The organism is Hymenobacter sp. 102 (assembly GCF_049949205.1).
Classification (GTDB): domain Bacteria; phylum Bacteroidota; class Bacteroidia; order Cytophagales; family Hymenobacteraceae; genus Hymenobacter.
Genome location: NZ_CP188172.1, coordinates 4,715,548 through 4,734,736, shown reverse-complemented (window position 1 = coordinate 4,734,736; position 19,189 = coordinate 4,715,548). Strand labels below are relative to the sequence as shown.

The window sequence follows — 19,189 nt, the reverse complement described above, 5'->3', positions numbered from 1 at the left end:
AGACCACCTCACGTGACCACTCCCTACGGGGTGAGTAACGGCTTGACATTTACGGGGGCACCCGTTATCACCTCGTTTTCGCCGGCATCGGGACCAGCGGGCACCCGGGTGACGGTGCAGGGCCTTAATTTGACGGGTACCAATCAGGTGACGTTCGGCACAGCTACCACCTCGGCAATTACCGGTAATTCAGCTACCCAGTTCTCGGTCACGGTGCCCAGCGGGGCAGGCAGCGGCCCCATTCGGGTTCGGACAACTGCCGGTACGGCCGTCAGTACCACACCCTACACTATCCCGTCCCCGGTACTCACGGCCCTGAGTCCCACCAGCGGCCCCGCAAACACCATCGTCACCATTACCGGGACAGACCTGAACGACGCGACAAGTGTAACGTTTAACGGCAAAGCCGCCAGCTACTTCTTCGCCAACTCAGCTACTTCCCTCTCGGTTTATTCGCCAACGGGAGTAACAACCGGCCCCGTAGTGGTGACCACGCCGGGTGGGCCCAGCAATGGACTGCTCTTTACGGCGGCTCCAGTGCTGAGCAGCTTTAGCCCACTTAGTGGCAGTCCCGGCACGGTAGTAACCCTGACCGGACAAAACTTGACTGGAGCTACGCAGGTTACCTTTAATGGGGTGGTGGCCATTAACTACACCGTCGTATCAGCCACCCAACTGACGGTTACCGTACCGGTTGGAGCCAGCACCGGCCTGGTCCGCGTGACTACGCCAGGAGGCACTGCCGCCAGCAGCACCTACTTCACCGTCCCGGCTCCGGTTCTGACCGCGATTGCCCCCGCTGCCGGACCGGCTGGCACTGTCGTAACGCTGACGGGCAGTAACCTGCTGGGCCTGACGGGCGTGACATTTAACGGGCTGGCAGCTCCTGATGGCATAGTTGACGCCACCGGAACCCAGATAACCGTAACGGCTCCCGTAGGAGTTACAAACGGACCGGTTGTGGCGAGCACGGGCTCAGGTCGCAGTAATGGGCTGCTCTTTAGCAGCGCCCCCAGCTTGACGGCAATTAGCCCGGCATTCGGGCCTGCCGGCACGGCGGTAACGCTCACGGGTACGGGCCTGACAGGTACCACCCAAGTAACATTTAATGGTGCGGTAGCGGCGGGCTTTGTCGTAAACGCGGCGGGTACGCAACTCACCGTAACCGCCCCAGCGGGCTTAACCACTGGCCCGGTAGTAGCTACGAACAGTTACGGGGCCGGCAATGGACTGGTCTTTACCCTGCCCCCGACTATTACCAGCGTAAACCCCAGCAGCAGCCCAGTTGGCAGCAGCGTTGTCGTAACGGGCACTGACCTTATGGGAGCTACCCGGGTAACGGTGAATGCCACAGCAGCGACCAACTACACGGTCAACTCCGCAACACAACTCACCTTTGTGGTACCTGCGGGTGCGACCAGCGGCTTGGTGCGAGTAACCACTCCTGCCGGCACAGCCAGCAGTTCCGCCAGCCTAACTATCCCGGGCCCGGTGCTTACGACGCTAAGCCCTGATGCCGGCCCCCTCGGTAGTTCGGTGGCTATTGCCGGCCGCAACCTGCACGATGCGCGTCAGGTAACATTCAATGGCGCTCCCGCTACCGGGTTTACGGTGAACGGTACCGGTACAGTGCTGACCGTGACAGTGCCCGCTGCCGCTACGACCGGCCCGGTAGTAGTAACGACTCCTAACGGGGTGAGCAACGGCCTGACGTTTACGGTTGGCCCTACGCTTACGAATGTGTCTCCGGCGTTCGGGGGGCCAGGTACCCTGGTTACGCTCACGGGCAGCAATTTTACCGGTACTACCCAGGTCAGTTTTAACGGGACAGCAGCTCCTGGCTTCACGGTGAATACGGCAGGCACCGCTTTGACGGTGGCAGCCCCAGCCGGGGTTACCACCGGGCCAGTAGTGGTAACGGCGGGCGGTACGGTCAGCAACGGGTTGCTCTACACGGCGGCTCCGATCATTGTTGCCTTTACGCCCACCAGTGGGCTGATTGGCTCAAGCGTAACCCTTACCGGCACCGACTTGCACCAACCTACTCAGGTGCTGTTTAACGGCGTGTCCGCCCCGTTTGTGGCAGGCTCAGCTACCCAGTTGACGGCAACCGTTCCCGTAGGCGCGAGCACGGGACCCGTGCAAGTTGTAACTGCGCATGGCAGTGGTAGCAGCGCTGTTAACTTCACCATACCGGCCCCGGTGCTAACGAGTGTAGCCCCCGCGGCCGCTCCGGTGGGCGCCACGATTACGCTGGCTGGGACGAATCTACAAGGAACTACCGGGCTTACGTTCGGCAACGTCACCGCTACCGGGTTCACGGTAAACGCGGCAGGCACACTTCTGACGGTGGGCGTACCTGCCGGCGCAACCGGTGGCCCGCTGGTTGTTACAGCCCCCCATGGCAGCAGCAATGACCTCGCCTTCGCGGTGCTCCCAGCTATCATAGCCGTGACACCCGCCACGGCGGTTGTGGGCACGCCCGTGACAATCACGGGTACCACATTTGCCGGTACTACCCAAGTGAGCTTTAATGGGGTAGCGGCCCCGTTTACCTTCGGGTCAGCCACCCAGCTAATGGCCGTCGTGCCGGCTGGAGCCAGCAGTGGGGCACTACGGGTAACTACGGCAGCTGGCTCAAGCGCCCCGTTCGCCTTTGCCGTATCGCCCACTGTGGTGCAGGTAACGCCAACTGGCAATAGCCTGAATGTGTTGCCCGGCACCAGCATTACCGCCAGTTTCTCCCGGGCGGTGAATGCGGCAACAGCCGGCCCGGCGGGATTGCGTCTGTTTGGCAGCCAGTCCTTCGGGGTATTGCCGGGCTCCTATAGTGGTGGCGGTACGAATACAATCTCCTTTACCCCCAGTAAGGCGCTGCGGGCCGGCGAAACCGTTCAGGTGATTGTTCGATCAGCCGCCGCTGCTGCCGATAATACGCCGGTGGACCGGCCCAATGTTACCCAGTTCACGATGGCTACTGGTCCGGCCCCCGGTACTTTTGCGGCCGGGCATCAGTATCTGCCCACCACGGGTAGCACTTTTGGGGTTGCAGTGGGGGACTTTAACCGCGATGGCTACCCCGATGTGGCTGCTTCCAGCGCCCGCACCAGTCCCACGGCCTTCCTGACGATCTACTACGGCGACGCGAATGCTAATTTTGCCAGCAGTTCCAGTACGATGCTGGGCGCAGCCACCTACCTGACCAGCGTCGACGTGGACAATGACGGTGACCTGGATTTGGTAGCCACACTGCCCTTGGGTAACCTGGAGGTGTGGCGCAACGACGGTTTGGCGGGGTTTCAGCTTCATAGTACTGTGGCCACGCCCAATGCGCGCATGACTGTAGCGACTGACCTGAATGGGGATGGTAACCAGGACCTGCTGATCAGCTGTAATTACGGTGGGGCCTACAGCTGTCTGGGTCGGGGGGATGGTACCTTCGGCGTAGCCACCTCGATCATTACCGGCCGGGTGATGGGACTCACCGCGGGGGATGTGGACAATGACGGTGATGTGGACGTAATCACCGTTAATGCGACGGGCAACAATGTCGCCGTGCGCCTTAACGATGGTGCTGGCAACTTGGCTACGCCCGTGCTGATACCAGTACTCAACACCCCGAGTGCCGTCGCTTTCGGCGACGTAACCGGTGACGGGGCTCCGGACCTGCTCGTGGCTCAGTACGACTATGGTCCGACTGCAGGGCAAAGCTCAGTAGTGCTGCTGACCAACAGCGGGACCGGCACATTTACGGTGGGCACGCCGGTGGCAGTCGGCGGTCATCCCCTCGATCTGAAACTGGGGGATGTGGATGGGGACGGGGACCTAGATGCGATAACCGTGAATGAATCCTCCGCCAGCGCATCCATTTGTCTTAACCAAGGCCAGGGTAGATTTGTCCTTACGACCACGGTGCCGGTTGGTAGTGGCCCCACCAGCTTGGTGTTGGCCGACCTTGATGGTAACCGCACGCTGGATTTAGTGACGGCCAACTCGACCAGCATGGCCCATGAGGGCGCGCTTATCGTGTATAATAAGCCGGCCCGTTACGTATGGACTGGAGCCGCCGGGAGTGATTGGAATACACCCGGAAACTGGCAGAGTGGCCTTGTACCGACGGCTGCCGTCGATGCAACTATCCCGGCCGGTTTAACTACGTACCCCATTCTCAGCCCTGGTCCACAGGCGGTTAGCACGCTCACTGTTGCGGCAGGAGCCACCTTGACGCTCCCGGCTACCGCTACCCTGCGCGTAAGCGGTGATTGGCAGCACAACGGTAGCAGCCAGCTGTCCGGTACCGTTGTGTTTACAGGCTCGGGCACCCAACTGCTAATGGGCTCAACTATGCCCAGCTTTACGTCACTCGAGGTGGACAAGCCAGTTGGAGTACTGGCTTTGCAACGGGCCGCTACTGTCACCGGCGCAGTTCGCCTGCGCTCTGGCCGGCTGCTGACCGGTGCAACTGAGCTGATCACCAGTGGAGCCACGCTTAGTGAAACGGAAACCAGTTATGTGGAAGGTACCGTAACAAGTACGGCAGACATACAGGCTACCGGCACCAACTACCCTTTTGGCAATCTGGGGCTAGTCCTTACGTCCAGTGGGTCTGGCTTGCCCGGCAGCACAACCGTACGAAGGATCACGGGTCAGTCCGTTCTCCTACCGGCTGGCACCAGCATCCAGCGCTACTTCAGCATCCAAGCGGCCAACTCTACGGGCCTTTATATGAAGCTAGAGACTACCTACTGGAATCATGAGCTGGCGGGGCTTCACAAATCCCGGTTGGGAGCATTTAGCGCTGAAACTACCACTGGTCCCTGGCGGCCCCTGGCCAGCATGAATGACTCAACGGTGAATAAAGTTATCAGTACCGGTCTCACCCAACTCAACGGGGTATGGACGCTAGGTAGGACAAGTACAATACTGGCTCTCCAGCCCAGCGGTAAGCACCAGCCGGCACCAGCATTCTTTGTGTACCCCACTGAGTTAACTGACAACGAGTTTCACTATCAATTCACGGGCAGGCTGACGGCTGATGCTACCCTTAGCATCTACAACGCCATGGGACAACTGGTCGTAAGCCCACTTCCCATACGGTCGACCATTGACCGCGTGATGCTGCCAACTCTGGCAACGGGATGGTACAGCGTCCGTTTGCTGACACAAGGCCACGTCTACATAGCTCGCTTTTACCGCTAGTAAGGGGAGCAGGGTGGGAGCACTCCATTGCAGGCTGACAAATTAGAAGCATTGTCGATTGCCAGCATTTTAAAGTCAGTTCTTCAGACACAGCTGCATCTGTTAAGCGACATAGCCCCGGCCGTCAGTCGGGGCTATGTCAACTATTCCTTGCCCCTTGCCTGGTGGATAACCCTGCAGCGACGCTCCCGTATGGTCGAGCTAACTACTCTGTGCGAACAGACTATTATAGCGACTACTTACGGTATGGCCTTGGCCGACCCATCCGTGCCCTGCGTCATTACGCGCTGGCTTGGGTTGGCCAATCAGACCGAATTCATTGCCTTGCAAGGAGCCGTCCTGCAGTATTACGAGCAGCATTCCACCCCGGCCGCGCCCTGGGGCTGGGTCGGTGATGTGCGCCGGACTGTGCTATGCCCTGATGCGTGGCTACCGCTTAGCATAGCAGTACGTCCCGGTACTATAAGACCCTGACCTCACATTGTTCCAAGACCTGCCCGGCCCCTGCACCGAAAGCTTGTACGCGGGGTGAGTTTCCGCCTGAAGCCGACTCTTGGCAGAGCGACCAGTCAAGCATGCACCGGTACTGCCGGTTAAAGCTCGGGACCTTACTCGGGTGGTGAGGACTTTTCAGCTGCAAGTGGTAATCATCACCGTGGCTTAGCCAAGCTGCCTGGTGGTTCTGGGGGCTGCGGGCTTGTAGTTTAGCTTATTGGAGTCCGGCCAGTAGCAAAACCCGTACCCCCGTGCCCGGAGCGTCGGTATAGCCCCAGCCCAGGGCTATGACTGACTCCTCTACCCCGCACTGGGCACCGATCATAGCCAGCAGCTGTTCCAGCTCCTGCAGTTGCACCAGCGCATCGGCCTGCTGGACAATGCCCACCAGCACCCGGCCCGGCCGCAGGCCCTGCGCTGCACCCAGCGTCCAGGTTCCCGACCAGAGCTGGGTGGCGGCTTGATGCTGCCAGTCGTCAGCCGTGGCCTGCACCTGCCCCCCGCGTAGCGCCCGCGCCCCGCCCAGCAGCTCCCGCACATGGTAGGCTTGCAGGTTGGTACTTATCGTCCGGCTGGTTAGATCCAGAAGCAGGGAAAGCAACCCGGACCCGGCGGCCGACAGCTGCTGCCGGACCAGCCCGGACGCCTCCTGCCCGGCCCACTGCGAAACAATGTGTTCCAGCTCAGCCCGCTCCCGGGCCAGGTAGGTAGTCGGGGGGGATGAGAGTAAAGCGTGCTCCATACGGTCTTAAAAAGAGGAGTGTAATTCTGAGATAAATCCACAACCCACTGCCGGCAAGGTAATTGGGCGAGTAAAGAGTAGTGGATTTCGACCGAGCACGCTAGCAATAATCGACTGACGGGGTCCTAGAGTATACCAACGAAAGGATAGGGCAGTGTACCAGATAGCGTTGCTGAGCTGAGTAGAATTGGCTGGCCCCTAGCGGACCCACCGCCATGGCAGTATTACTGGCTTTCTGGCGCGGATCTAAGCTACGGGCCCTCGCTACTCCGACAACCCGTATGGATATTATCCTGAATATGGTTACAGTCATAAGATCCGTAAGGCACTTAAGCCCCAGCTCTGGCAACACCTGTGTTTATCTGGAGGTCCGCCTTATCGGGCATCCCCCGGCAGCTCCCAGCCCGTCTGCTCCGCCCAGCGGGTCGCGGCCTGATAGAGCAGATAAAACCCGGGCTCCTTCAGGTAAAGATATCCCGCGATGCTGGCCGGAAACAGCGCGGCCGCCCGCTCTTTCAGCTGGGCGTAGACCCGACTTGCTGCGGGCTCGGCGCGCAGGTAGTCCCGCAGCAACAGGGCAAAGCGGGTGTTAAAACGCCCGGCCTCTCGCACGTGCAGGTGCAGGCGTCGCTGCCCGGCGGGCTCGCGCAGGTAGACCTTGCGCAAGTCCAGGGAGTCCGCGGGCAGGTCGGCAAACTCATCGTACTGAAACCCGGGCCGGAGCTGGTAGCCGGCCCCGGTCAAGGCCTGCAGCAGGGGGGGAATCTGCGTCAGGTCGGCGACCGTAAGCTGCACGTCCAGGACGTCCTTGGCGGCCAGGCCCGGCACAGCGGTCGAGCCGATGTGATCCAGGCGCTGAAACCAGGGTTCCGCCAGCGCGTGCAGCCGCCCGGCCAGGGCCGTAAACTCCTCGGCCCAGCGCGGCTGGTAGGGCAGCAGCACCACTGGCCGGGAGGAAGCAAACGCGGGACTTTGCAACATAGAACGGTGGGGGAAAGAACATGTAAGCTTAGGGGGTTACCCAGCTTACCCCTCCGGCAACGGCAGATAGGGTAGGTAGGCAGTCAGCTCCCCGGCACTGGTAAAGGGCCGGCCCGGGCTTAGTTCCAGCGTGTCCTGCTGCACCCGGAGCTCGCAGAAAAAGGAGTGCAGCCAGTACAGGTTGATGCCGTAGCCCGCCTGCCGCCGCGAGGTCAAATACTGTCCGTACTCCAGAATATATTCGCTCTGTTGCTGCGGGGGCAGGGCCATAAACTCCGGCAGGCTAAGCGTCATCATCGGACTAATAGAGTGGGAAACCGGGCAAATAACCGGGCGAATAAGCAGGTGGGCAGCGGTAACTACATGGCCAGGGGGCGGCCCTGAAGGTAGCTCCTGGCCCGGGCAAACGCAAGCGGGCCGCCGGAGCGCCGAATAGCCGGGGCCGACCAATAGCAAGCCCGACGCGCAGGCGCTATCTTTAGCAGTTGCCTTCCCCCACGTTTTCCCTTTTTGCCTCTCTGCATGCTGCTTTCTACCCGCTTCGGGCGCCTGAGCCTGGCGCTGCCCCTGAGCCTGCTCACCACCGCGGCCCTGGCCCAGACCCCGGCCCTGCTCGATGACTTCAACCGCCCGGACAACGCCACCGTCGGCAGCGGCTGGGTGGAAACCGAGACGGCCGCCCCCACCAGTGTCTCGGTCACCGGTAACCAGCTGCGGCTGAGCAGCCGCTTTCTGGGCCGCGACTTTGCCGTGCGCGACATGAGCGGGCGCTACACCACCACCCTGCAGAGCAACGCGGGCGCGCTGAGCTGGTCCTGGAACATGCAGCAGTCACGACCCAACCCTTCGGGCTTTTTGAACAACAACTACGCCGTGGGCTTTGTCATCGCCGGCAGCTCCCCGGACCTGCTCACGGGTACGGGCTACGCCGTCGTGTACGGCAACAGCGGGGCCAGCGACAGCCTGCGCCTGGTGCGCTTCCAGAACGGGCTCTCCGGCTCGACCGTGCTCAAAACCCTGGCCGCCGTGGCCGTGGCCCCGTTGCCCTCCACCGGGCCGTACTTCACGGTGCGGGTCACCTACTCCCCGGAGGAAAGCACCTGGACCCTGGAGCAGACCCAGAACAACCAGAGCTTTGATGACCCGGCCACCGCTTCCTTCGTGCGGGTGGGCACCCGCTCGGACTCCGTGTACACGAAGACGCCCTTGCCCTACCTGGGCGGGCTCTGGAACCACGTAACCACGGAAACCGAGTACGCCGTTTTCGACAACATCTACACCTCCACGCCCTGCGCGCCCGGTCCGGAACCGACCACCAACGCCGTGGTCACCGGGGTGACGACCACCAGCACGGGCGCCACGTTCACCATCACCCCCGGCAACGGCAGCGGCCATCTGCTAGTGCTGCGCCCGGCCAGCACGACGGGACCCTCACGCCCGGTCGACGGGACGGAGTATCCGGCCAACAGCGTCTACGGGACGGGGGCGGCGCTCAGCCCGGCCGGCTACAGCGTGTACGCTGGTCCCGCCGCGACGGCCACGGTGACCGGCTTGCAGCCCAATACCCGCTACCTCTACGAACTCTTCGAGTACCAGGGTAGGGGCTGCACCATCAACTACCTGCAGAGCGTGAGTATGGCCGGGGCCCTGCAAACCGACCCCTGCCAGCTGGCCACCGCGCCCGCCACCCCGGCAACGGCCGCGACGGCCACGCTTAGCGGCACCAACGGGGCCGTCCTGAGCTGGCAGCCGGGCAGCGGCACGGGCCGGCTGGTCGTCGTGCGCATGGGCCAGGCCCCGACCGCCCTGCCGGTCAGCGGCACGAGCTACGCCGCCAGCGCCTCCTTCGGCAGCGGAGCCGCCCTGGGCCCGGGCGAGTACGTGGTCTCGGCCGGCAGCGGCAATTCAGTTACCGTTACGGGCCTGCCCACCGGGCAGACCCTGTACGCGGCCGTGTACGAGTTTAACGGCACGGGCTGCGCGACGGCCTACCGCACCAGCGGCCCGGCCACGGCCAGCCTCGCAGTGCCCACGCCCCCGGCCGGGACCCGCAACTTCTACTTCGGCAACCTGCACGCCCACTCGGCCTACTCCGACGGCAACCAGGATGCCGGCTCCTCCGGGGCCTCCACGCCTTTGCAGGATTTCACCTTTGCCGATGCGAGTCTGCACTCGGATTTTCTGGGCATTTCCGAGCACAACCACGCCCAGGCGGGCATGAGCCTCGCCAACTACGCCCGGGGCCTGCAGCAGGCCGACCAGGCCACCAACAGCCAGTTCGTGGCCCTCTACGGGATGGAGTGGGGCGTGATTTCGGGCGGGGGCCACGTGCTCGTGTACGGGGTCAACCAGCTGCTGGGCTGGGAATCGGGCAACTACGACGTGTACGTGCCCAAAAGCGACTACCAGGCCCTGTTCCGGCAGATCAACAAGCGCCCCGGAGCCTTTGCCACCCTGGCCCACCCCCAGAGCGGGGACTACAACGGGCTGGCCTCGGGCAGCTTCAATACCCGGGCCGACTCGGCCGTGGTAGGCTCGGTGCTGCGTTCCGGTCCGGCCACGTCCACGAACGTGACCTACTCCAACCCCTCCACCGGCAGCTACGAGAGCACCTACACCACCCTGCTGAGCAAGGGCTACCACGTGGGCATCAGCTACGACCACGACAACCACAATACGACCTTTAACCGCACCACCCCCGGCCGCCTGGTCATCGTGGCCCCCAGCCTGACCAGGGCGGACCTGCTCACGGCTATGCGCCAGCGCAGCTTCTACGCCTCCGACGACTGGAACGCGGAAGTCACGTTTTCCCTGAACCAGCAGCCGATGGGCAGCATTTTGTCCGGGGCGAGCTCTCCGGCCGTGACGCTCGCGGTTACTGACTTGGACGGGGAGGCTATCCGCTCCGTCACCCTGCTGCGGGGCACGCCCGGCAGCGGGCAGCTGGCCCAGAGCGTGGCCACCGTTTCGGGCCCCACGGCCCTGAGCTTTACCGATGCCGGCCTGGCCGTGGGCAGTACGGCCTACTATTACGCCGTTATCCTGGAGCAGGATGGGGACCGGATCGTGACTTCCCCGATCTGGTACACCCGCACCACGGCGACGCCGACCCATGCGGCCCGGCCGGAGCTGGCCTTGGAGCTGTTCCCCAACCCGGCCTCGGGCTCGGCCACGCTTTCCTATTACCTGCCCACGGCCGCTTCGGTAACTGCCGAGGTACTGGATCTGGCCGGGCGCACGGTCACCGTGCTGACCTCCCGGCAGCGGCAGAGCGCCGGCCCGCAGACGCTGCCGGTGCCGACCAGCACGTTGCCGGCCGGGGTGTACCTGGTGCGGGTGCAGCACGAGGGCAATACCAGCGTGCTGCGCCTGCTTGTGCAGCCGTAAGGAGATCACCAGGAATAAAACGAAAGACGCCTGCTATGTAGGGGGGCTTATTACAAAGGGGCGGATTTACACGCTCAACCCGATTATCAGAACGGGTAACCGAAAAACAGCCCGAAAAAGATCGATTCCAAAGTGTACACTGGGTATGACCAGCCTATCAAAAAGGATTTCCTACTTGATAGATATTTTGCATAATCAGCGCTGGTACAGCCAAAATGAGGATTTTGCCCCTTTCCGTATAAATCCGCCCCGTTGCAATAAGAACCCAATAAGGGTATGTTGGTATGCATATCCGATACTTCTTTGCAAAAAGATTCGAACTGCCCACCCTTCTACCCCAGTGGCGCATTCATACCCGATTCCATGAAACATCACGAAGTTGTCGCCGCTATCATCATCAATGGTACGGAAATCCTCTGCCTGCAGCGCGGGCCCAGTAAGTATGATTACATCTCCCACAAGTACGAGTTCCCAGGGGGCAAAGTAGAAGCTGGGGAAACCCGCGAAGAGGCTTTGGTTCGTGAGATTAAGGAAGAGCTGGAACTCGATATTCAAGTGCAGGAGTTGTTTCTGACAGTCGAGCACGAGTACCCGGACTTTAAAATTACCATGCACGGTTTTTTGTGCCGCGCAGGGCAAACCCAGCTTACCCTGCACGAGCACGTTGCCTACCAATGGTTGCCCGCTCACCAACTGCCAAGCTTAGATTGGGCGGCGGCCGATATTCCCTTCGTGTCTAAACTCGTTGCCCAGTAGTATGCTCGCTGCGTCATCCGCTGATTTTTCGGCCTTCTCCACCGAATTACTAGCTAGTCTAACTAAGGGCTTCGTTGACGGGACAGCCACCGCACTTGATGACCATCTTCCCCAACTGCTGGTAAACGATAAAGCTCGGGGTAGGACGGTGCTGAGCACGGTGGACCAGCAGCTCAATCAATGTGATGAATTCTGGTTTTCGGTCGCCTTCGCCACGTCCAGCGGGGTCACCGTTATTTTAAACACCTTAGATGCTCTCCAGCAAAAAGGTGTTCGCGGTCGCGTTCTGGTTTCCCAGTACAACGATTTCACGCAACCCGAAGCCCTGCGGAAGCTGTTGCAGTTTGAAAATATTTGCCTAAGAATAGCGACTACTGGTAATTTTCACGCCAAAGGCTACCTATTCAAAAAACCGTTTGGCTATAATCTACTAATTGGCAGTAGTAACCTTACCTCCAGTGCTCTTCAGCTCAATAAGGAGTGGAATTTGAAGGTGTCGGCCACTGCTAGTAGCCATCTGATGGCGGACGTTCTCGAAACGTTTCAGCAGGCTTTCGATACGGCCACCGTTGTGGACGAAGCATTCATTACCAGCTATGAGCAGATTTACCGAGCGCAAGCAACACTACGGAAGAAGCTCACCAAAAAAATAGCCTTATTGGCTGGCCCGGCCGTGGTGCCCAATACCATGCAACAGGAAGCCCTGGCTAACCTGGCGGCCCTCCGTGACCAGGGTAAGGAAAAGGCCCTGCTGATTTCAGCTACTGGCACGGGCAAAACCTATCTCTCCGCTTTCGATGTACGGAAAGTAAATCCGGCCAAGTTCTTATTTGTCGTCCACCGGACCAACATCGCCAAGGCGGCCATGAAGACCTTTCAACAGGTATTTGGTAACGCTCGGACCATGGGCCTCTACTCGGGAGCTACCCGAGAACGGGAAGCGGATTTCCTGTTCTGCACCGTACAAACTATGGCGCAGGCGCAGGACTTGGCAGAATTCGCGTCGGATCATTTTGAGTACATCGTCATCGACGAAACGCATCGTTCCGGTGCGGCAAGCTACCAAACCATTCTGGACCACTTCAAGCCAAAGTTCCTCTTGGGCATGACGGCCACGCCCGAGCGAACGGATGGCTTTGATATTTTCCAGCAGTTTGACTACAACATTGCCTACGAAATCCGCTTGCAGCGCGCGCTAGAAGAACGCATGCTTTGTCCATTTCATTACTTTGGCGTCACGGATGTTTCGGTCGATAACCAACTAATTGAGGAGGATGCGGCCTTTTCGCTGCTCGTAGCAGATGAGCGGGTGAATCATATCGTGGACAGAGCGGCCCACTATGGTAGTGACTCCGGGTGCACACGGGGACTGGTCTTTTGCCGAACGGTCAACGAATGTGAATTTTTGTCCGAAGCATTCAACCAGCGAGGCTTACGCACTGTCTTTCTAAGCGGCGCCAGTAGCGAAGACGATCGCGCGGCGGCCATTACGCGGCTTGAAAGCGACGAGGAATCCACCCGGTTAGATTACATCTTCACCGTCGATATCTTCAATGAAGGAATTGACATTCCCCGGCTCAATCAGGTCATTATGCTGCGGCCCACGCAGTCGGCCATTGTATTCGTGCAGCAGCTGGGCCGTGGCCTGCGCAAAGCTGAAGGCAAGGAATATCTCACGGTCATTGACTTCATCGGCAATTACCGCAACAACTATCTAGTGCCCATCGCCCTATTCGGGGATACTTCTTATAACCGTGACACGCTTCGCAAACTCATGGCTGCCGGCAGCAGCATGGTGCCCGGCGAGTCCACCGTAAACTTCGACCCCATTGCCAGGCAGAAAATCTACGATGCCATCGACTCGGCGAGCATCAATGGCCGTCGGGATTTGCTCAAGGATTACGACCTGCTGAAGTTTCGGTTAGGTCGTCCACCCAGGATGATGGACTTCCTAGCTCAAGGGGCCCGTGATCCCTTCCAGTACGTCTCACGCTTTGGTTCCTTCTTTAACTGCGCGGCCTTACAGGAAGGTTCTTTGCAAGGGGCTATTCAGGCGGATGGCGTGCGGTTGTTGGAAATGATTTCCGAAAATCTGGCCAACGCCAAGCGGATTGAGGAGGTCGTGATTCTACACTTATTACTGGAGCAGCCGTCCGTAACTTACGACCAAGTGCGCCAATACGTAGCGCACCAGTTCAGTCCCACTACCAGCACGGCCACTTTAGCCTCGTGCCTGAGCAACCTGAATTTTAATTTCCGCCGCAAGCACGAGGACGTGGTATTTGAAAATGCGGGCCGCCTCCAGTTTACCCCGGCGTTTGAGGCGCTACTCGCTAATCCAGTTTTTAAAACATTCTTAGTCGATACGCTGCAGTTTGCCCAGACGCGATACGCCCAATACTGCGAGCAAAGCTTATTTGTGGAGGGGTTCTTCCTCTACCAGAAGTATTCACGGCGCGATGTCTGCCGCATCTTGAATTGGGAGAAAGACGAAAGTGCCACGGTGTATGGCTATAAGGTCAAGGATGGAACGTGCCCGCTTTTCGTCAACTATCACAAGGCCGATGGGATTGCGATGAGCACGAACTACGATGATAGTTTTCTCAGCAACCTAGAATTCAAGTGGATGTCGAAGTCTAATCGTCGCGCAACCAGCCCAGATGTCCAGGCTATTTTGCAATACCAGGCGGGCCTACGGCTCCCCTTATTCATTAAAAAGCACGACGGCGAAGGAGATGATCATTATTACATGGGGGAGGTAATTCCTCAGCTTGATTCGGTTGCTGAAACGGAAATGCGAAATGATGCCGGCGAGCTAAAACCGGTCGTCAAGATGCGCTTTACAATGGTGCAGCCAGTGGAGGAAAGTATCTACACCTACCTTACTGCTCCTCAGACCAGCGAATAGGCGTTGGTGCTACTGATTGCCAGCTTACTCACGTAATAGTCAACCTGTTGTCCAGGCGTGCTGCTTAATTCTTTTCAGCAATCGTTTTATGTCCGCTATTCCCGGTGAGCAAGCCATCGCCACTATTCTCAAGCACGATAAAAAAACCAACAGCTATAAAATAGCCCTGCTGCGGGCCATCAACGACCTTGCGCTCCTTTACCCGGATCTAGCCCGCGCCAACCAGCCGGTGGCCGTGCCCTTGTCGCGCTTAGCGGAACTCTGGACAGCTTATTACTGGCCTTTCGCTGACGATGCCCAGCCCATCTACCAAGGGGCCCGTGCGGTTGTTGACGGCCGGCTGCGCAACGACGTGTCCTTTCGGCCCGCCCTTACCCAGTTGCGGCAGCAGTGGCAGGCGACGGTGCAGCTGCCCGCGCAAGTCGCCGATGGTTTCTTCCTGCTCACGGAGATGCGCACCCCGCGCCGTCGCGCGGGGTATGATTCGGCCCTGCAGCAGGCGTACGCCCAAGCCGTAGCGGCGGCCGCCAAGGCCCTGCTAATGCCCATCCGCTACGCCGGCCCCGGAGAGTGGACGATGTTTGATAAGCCCGCCCGCCTCGACCAGCTGCCCCCGTCAACGCCGGCTCTACCCGGCACCCGTCCCCAGGATACTTGTCTTGTTGTTCCTGCCGGGTTGTGGGAGGCCTTCCACCGCCTCTCGCTCTACGTGGAGGCCCTTTGCCTGCACGAGTGGAGCCTGTTTACCGAAACTGTTACGCAGGATGCTGGTCAACTCGTCACCCGCGGTCAAGTATACACCCTGCTCACCGCTCGCCCCGACAACCGCCGCCCGCTCACCTGGGAGCGTAACCAAGTGGATATCCTCCTCCACGAAAAGGTCCACTTTGTCTGCCCTTGGACGCAAAAGCCCCTCACGCAGCCCGAGCAATACGACCTGGACCACTTGCTGCCCCTTACCGTTTACCCCGTCAACGAGCTCTGGAATTTGCTGCCCGTAGACCGCCACTTCAACCAGCACGTCAAGCGCGACCGGGTGCCGGACGCCCAGCGCCTAGCCGCGGCCGAACCTTTACTGGCGCAAGCGTACGCCCAGTATCAACAGTCGGCTACGCTCCACCGGGTCATGCACGAGGATGCCACTCTGCGCTTCACGGGACTGCTGCCCGGCCCCACGTTTGCTACTCAGCTAGCCACCCGTACCACCCGGTTTATCAACGACATAGCCGCCGCTCGCTATGTCCAGCGCTTTTAACCCATGTTCTACAACAAGCTCATCCGCGATCATATCCCGGCCATTATTACTCAGTCCGGCCGGCAATGCCGCACCGCAACGATGCCGGCAGATGAGTACAACCAAGCCCTGCGCGCTAAACTGGTAGAGGAAGCCCTGGAAGTGCAAGCGGCCCGCCCTGAGGAATTGCTGCAGGAACTAGCCGACGTGCTCGAAGTGGTGCAGGCCCTGGCAGCTACGCACGGTCTTGCGCTCACGACGGTAGAAGCAATGCGCCAGCAGCGGCACCAGGAACGCGGGGGATTTACTCAGCGCCTTAAGCTACTCGAGATATTGCCTGCCGATTCCCGGTCGGACGCTTGAGCCGAAGATTTGACGAAGATTTGGCTAATTCTAGCAGTAGGTTTTACCTTACAGACCCACTAACTCTTGCGCAACCACCCTGCACTGGTATTTGGTGGTGCCCTATTTACCCACAACTATTCATTTTATGGCCGATACGTCTACCCCGTCGCCTCCTGCTGCCCGTCCTGCTAAGCCCAAACGCTCCGTAAAAGTAACGCCCGCCGCCAAGCGGTCCGCCGTGCTTGATGAGCTAGCCAAGTCCGCTCACCAGAACGGGTACAAGGGATTGAAAGTAGCTAGCTTGCTGGGATATTTCGGCTACCAGAAACGCAGCGAGGCGAATCTGCGCCTCATCACCGAAACGCTGGCTGCTCGCAATCTGACGGTCTATCCGGCCTTGAGCATGTCGCTCAAACTCAGTCAGAGTGTCCGGCTCTACTGCTTTCCGGTGGAATGCCTAGGCGACTTGTTCGACGAGGGAGAAGCTGCCCCCACTTCTGCCCGTAAACAGTTGGAACGGGGACTGGAATCCTACATCGAGCAGCAGAATCTATTTGGGAAACTCGGGCTCAGCAAGCCGCAACGGCAGTTTAGCCCCGCCTTTACCCACGACCGGTTTGATTACCTATGTCAGGATGGGCAGGGTAATCCCGTAGTGCTGGAACTCAAGCACGCTGGCGGCGGAAAATCAGCAGTGGAGCAAGTACTGCGTTATATCGGCATGCTTAAGCAGGCCAACCGGGACTGCTGCGCCCGTGGTATTCTGGTTACTGGGATTCGGGACGTGGATACGGCCAAAGCGCTGCACGGGATGACCAAGGCCCAGCAGGCCGAGCTGCAATGGTACTTGTATCGATTTGATAAGAATACCGGCGCGTTGGATTTTGAGCTGGTCAGCTACGACTTTATTGAAGAACAGCTTTGTCAAGACCGGCAGCCCTCTATTGTCATTGGCTAAGGGACGTTATACCAGTAAAGCCTGCTTATCCCAAACCATCCATTCAGTGTCCGCATCATTCACTTCCCTGCGTATCTGCGCAAGCATAACGGGCTTGTGCCTATTGCTACAGCAACCTGTCTCAGCTCAAGGAGTAAAAACGTATCAAGGTGCCTTTAGAACCAAGCATCTAATGGGTACGGCAACCTACTCCTACGTCCCGGCGGCGGATGGGTCCCGCACGTTTCAGGGGCCTTTCCGCTTTACGGCGGCTGATAAGCAATCCACGATCACCGGAGGCTTCGCCAGCAATGTCAAGTCAGGCCCTTGGCGCATTCAACTCGTTAATCAACCGGTGGCGTCAATGGTCGTGGATTACCGGATTTCATGCGTTGCAACGGGCTCCTTTCTGAAGGGACAACTGACGGGTCCTTGGAGCATTACCCGAACCATAACCGCCAGTGCCGCCGATAATATCTATAGTCGTCAGGTGCAAGCGCAGGTAAACAATGCGTCCCTGCTTACTGGAAGCAAGCCGGTTTCACTCAGCGGAAAGCAGCGCACCTTCACGCACAATACTAAAGCCGAATTCACTCACAATCAGTTTACGGGCACGTTCTCGGACACTCGCCCGCAGGACCATACAACGCTAACGGGCCATTTCTCTACTCAGGGATATTGCCATGGCTCCTGGCTGTACGGGTATACGGAAAAGGGGATTGCTTTTCAGACTACGTACGTATTTGACCAGGGCATTCTCACGCGTGTCGTTACCAGAAATACATCCACTGGTGAGACCACGGTAGTGCAGGACGAGAGCAAGCTAGCGGCAGCGTTCTTGCAAAAGCTTCCGGCTGATTCGAGCGGTGTCCTGGTGGATGAGAAGTACTACCGAGTTGAAGAGCTAGATCCTCATCATACCGGTGGACCAGTAGCGAAAGCACTGCGGGGATGGTTTGGGGCCGGCAATGTGGTAGAGGCTTCCCTAGCCAATGAAGTTATGCAGGGCACGCTGCCTATCCGCCTGCCATTACGGCGCTTAGTTGTCGATGAGCAGCGTTCCAGCCAAGCAGCTTCGCTTCGCAGGGCCCAACCGACGCAGGCAACTCTAGACGCGGACCAGCAGCAAGAAGAACAGGCTAGCGGGCAACTAGCGGCGGAAAGTGCGTTGGAAAGTCGGCAGCAAGCGCGGAAGGACTCGGTAGATGCCCAAAATCGGCAACGTGAGCTACTATTAGCAACTGATTACGGTCAGCTCGGTTCCAGTATTCGGGATGCGTACAAGCAGTGGGCAGAGAAACAGGAATTCGAAACGAGTGATCAGGTGCGGGTGCGGGTGCAACAAAAGGGGGAAGCGGAGTTCGCCAATCTCGTGACCTCGCTCACGGCGGCGGCAAAAACGCGGTATCTAACCCGTTACCAGGGAACTACCGCCAACCTGAGCCGCTACGACGCGGATAAGCAACAGTTCATTGTGTTGCTGGAGCAATCTGACTACGCGCCGCGCAGTGGATTGAACGATACCATCCGTATTGATATGTCGGTAGAAACGGCAAAGAAGTTAAGAGGCGCGTTAGCTGGCACAAATCAGCCCGGGCAAATATTTCATTCTACCCCCATCTTTCAGCCAACTGAAGCGGCGATAGTCAATAATACCTGGACGGTCACAAAAGGTGTTCTCTTGTTCGGCTTTTCACCAGCTGCCATGCGCTGCCTCAAGGATCTAAAAGCTGATGATGAACGAGCAACGCAAGTACAGTCAACGGATGGAGTTACCTATCAACTAAACTGTGCTTCCTGCGCCTGCGTGAACCCAATTCAGGTGAAAAGCTTACGGGATGACTTCCTAGGCGCGGACTTGACCGGCAGCATCATTGCCGAGCCGTCACCGCAGCGCCCCGTTGTCGCTCCTGTCCGGCCCAGTGTTGGGGCAATCGGAGTCGGTGTGCTAAGCGCGGCAGTACTTGGATCAAACCACGCGATTGTACCTTCGAGCAAAAAGAAAGCTGCTCCGGTCGCCCCAGCCCACCTTCCTACGGTCGAACTATTTCAAGCGGAATGGCGGTCTCCTAATATTTCAGGAGAAATGATTCCCTTCACCCCAGCTAATGTGGGCGTAAATCAATAACTCGACTTCTCTAACTAGAGTTGCCGGGCTGCTATCAGCACCTGCCGCGCACTTGCCTCGGCCCCCCCCCTGCGCTA

At 59.1% G+C, this 19,189-nt stretch carries 11 protein-coding genes; 8 read left to right on the top strand and 3 right to left on the bottom strand.

Features of this window, described 5'->3' with window-relative positions; translation table 11 throughout:
• The first annotated feature begins 12 nt into the window (after positions 1-12).
• A complete protein-coding gene (locus ACN19L_RS20450; protein ID WP_426491297.1) occupies positions 13-5,199 on the top strand; it encodes a beta strand repeat-containing protein in 5,187 nt (1,728 codons plus the stop codon).
• A gap of 709 nt (positions 5,200-5,908) precedes the next feature.
• On the opposite strand, the gene ACN19L_RS20445 is transcribed toward ACN19L_RS20450, so the two are convergent.
• From ACN19L_RS20445 to ACN19L_RS20435, 3 genes are all read right to left on the bottom strand, one after another.
• Positions 5,909-6,436 (bottom strand): hypothetical protein, encoded by a 528-nt coding sequence (locus ACN19L_RS20445; protein WP_426491296.1) that lies wholly within the window; start codon positions 6,434-6,436, stop codon positions 5,909-5,911.
• 375 nt (positions 6,437-6,811) lie between these two features.
• The gene (locus ACN19L_RS20440; protein WP_426491295.1) at positions 6,812-7,417 is read right to left on the bottom strand and encodes a GrpB family protein; all 606 of its coding nucleotides are present in this window, start codon (positions 7,415-7,417) and stop codon (positions 6,812-6,814) included.
• 45 nt (positions 7,418-7,462) lie between these two features.
• A complete protein-coding gene (locus ACN19L_RS20435) occupies positions 7,463-7,714 on the bottom strand; it encodes a hypothetical protein (RefSeq protein ID WP_426491294.1) in 252 nt (83 codons plus the stop codon).
• Between the two features lie 225 nt (positions 7,715-7,939).
• On the opposite strand from ACN19L_RS20435, the gene ACN19L_RS20430 reads away from it, so the two are divergent.
• The 7 genes from ACN19L_RS20430 (at position 7,940) to ACN19L_RS20400 (ending at position 19,112) form a co-directional block, all read left to right on the top strand.
• The gene (locus ACN19L_RS20430) at positions 7,940-10,804 is read left to right on the top strand and encodes a T9SS type A sorting domain-containing protein (protein WP_426491293.1); all 2,865 of its coding nucleotides are present in this window, start codon (positions 7,940-7,942) and stop codon (positions 10,802-10,804) included.
• 363 nt (positions 10,805-11,167) lie between these two features.
• On the top strand, positions 11,168-11,560 hold the full coding sequence (locus ACN19L_RS20425; RefSeq protein ID WP_426491292.1) for a (deoxy)nucleoside triphosphate pyrophosphohydrolase: 393 nt from the start codon (positions 11,168-11,170) through the stop codon (positions 11,558-11,560).
• 1 nt (position 11,561) lies between these two features.
• On the top strand, positions 11,562-14,468 hold the full coding sequence (locus ACN19L_RS20420) for a DUF3427 domain-containing protein (RefSeq protein ID WP_426491291.1): 2,907 nt from the start codon (positions 11,562-11,564) through the stop codon (positions 14,466-14,468).
• Positions 14,469-14,556: 88 nt separating this feature from the next.
• Positions 14,557-15,723, top strand: coding sequence for an HNH endonuclease domain-containing protein (locus ACN19L_RS20415; protein ID WP_426491290.1), 1,167 nt, complete (start codon positions 14,557-14,559; stop codon positions 15,721-15,723).
• Between the two features lie 3 nt (positions 15,724-15,726).
• Positions 15,727-16,065, top strand: a complete 339-nt coding sequence (locus tag ACN19L_RS20410; protein ID WP_426491289.1) for a nucleoside triphosphate pyrophosphohydrolase — start codon at positions 15,727-15,729, stop codon at positions 16,063-16,065.
• Positions 16,066-16,192: 127 nt separating this feature from the next.
• Positions 16,193-17,005: an endonuclease NucS domain-containing protein gene (locus tag ACN19L_RS20405; protein ID WP_426491288.1), complete on the top strand. Its 813-nt coding sequence runs from the start codon at positions 16,193-16,195 to the stop codon at positions 17,003-17,005.
• A 46-nt stretch (positions 17,006-17,051) separates the two neighbouring features.
• Positions 17,052-19,112 carry a hypothetical protein gene (locus tag ACN19L_RS20400; RefSeq protein WP_426491287.1) on the top strand — a complete coding sequence of 687 codons (2,061 nt, stop codon included), beginning with the start codon at positions 17,052-17,054 and terminating at the stop codon, positions 19,110-19,112.
• Positions 19,113-19,189 lie beyond the last annotated feature (77 nt).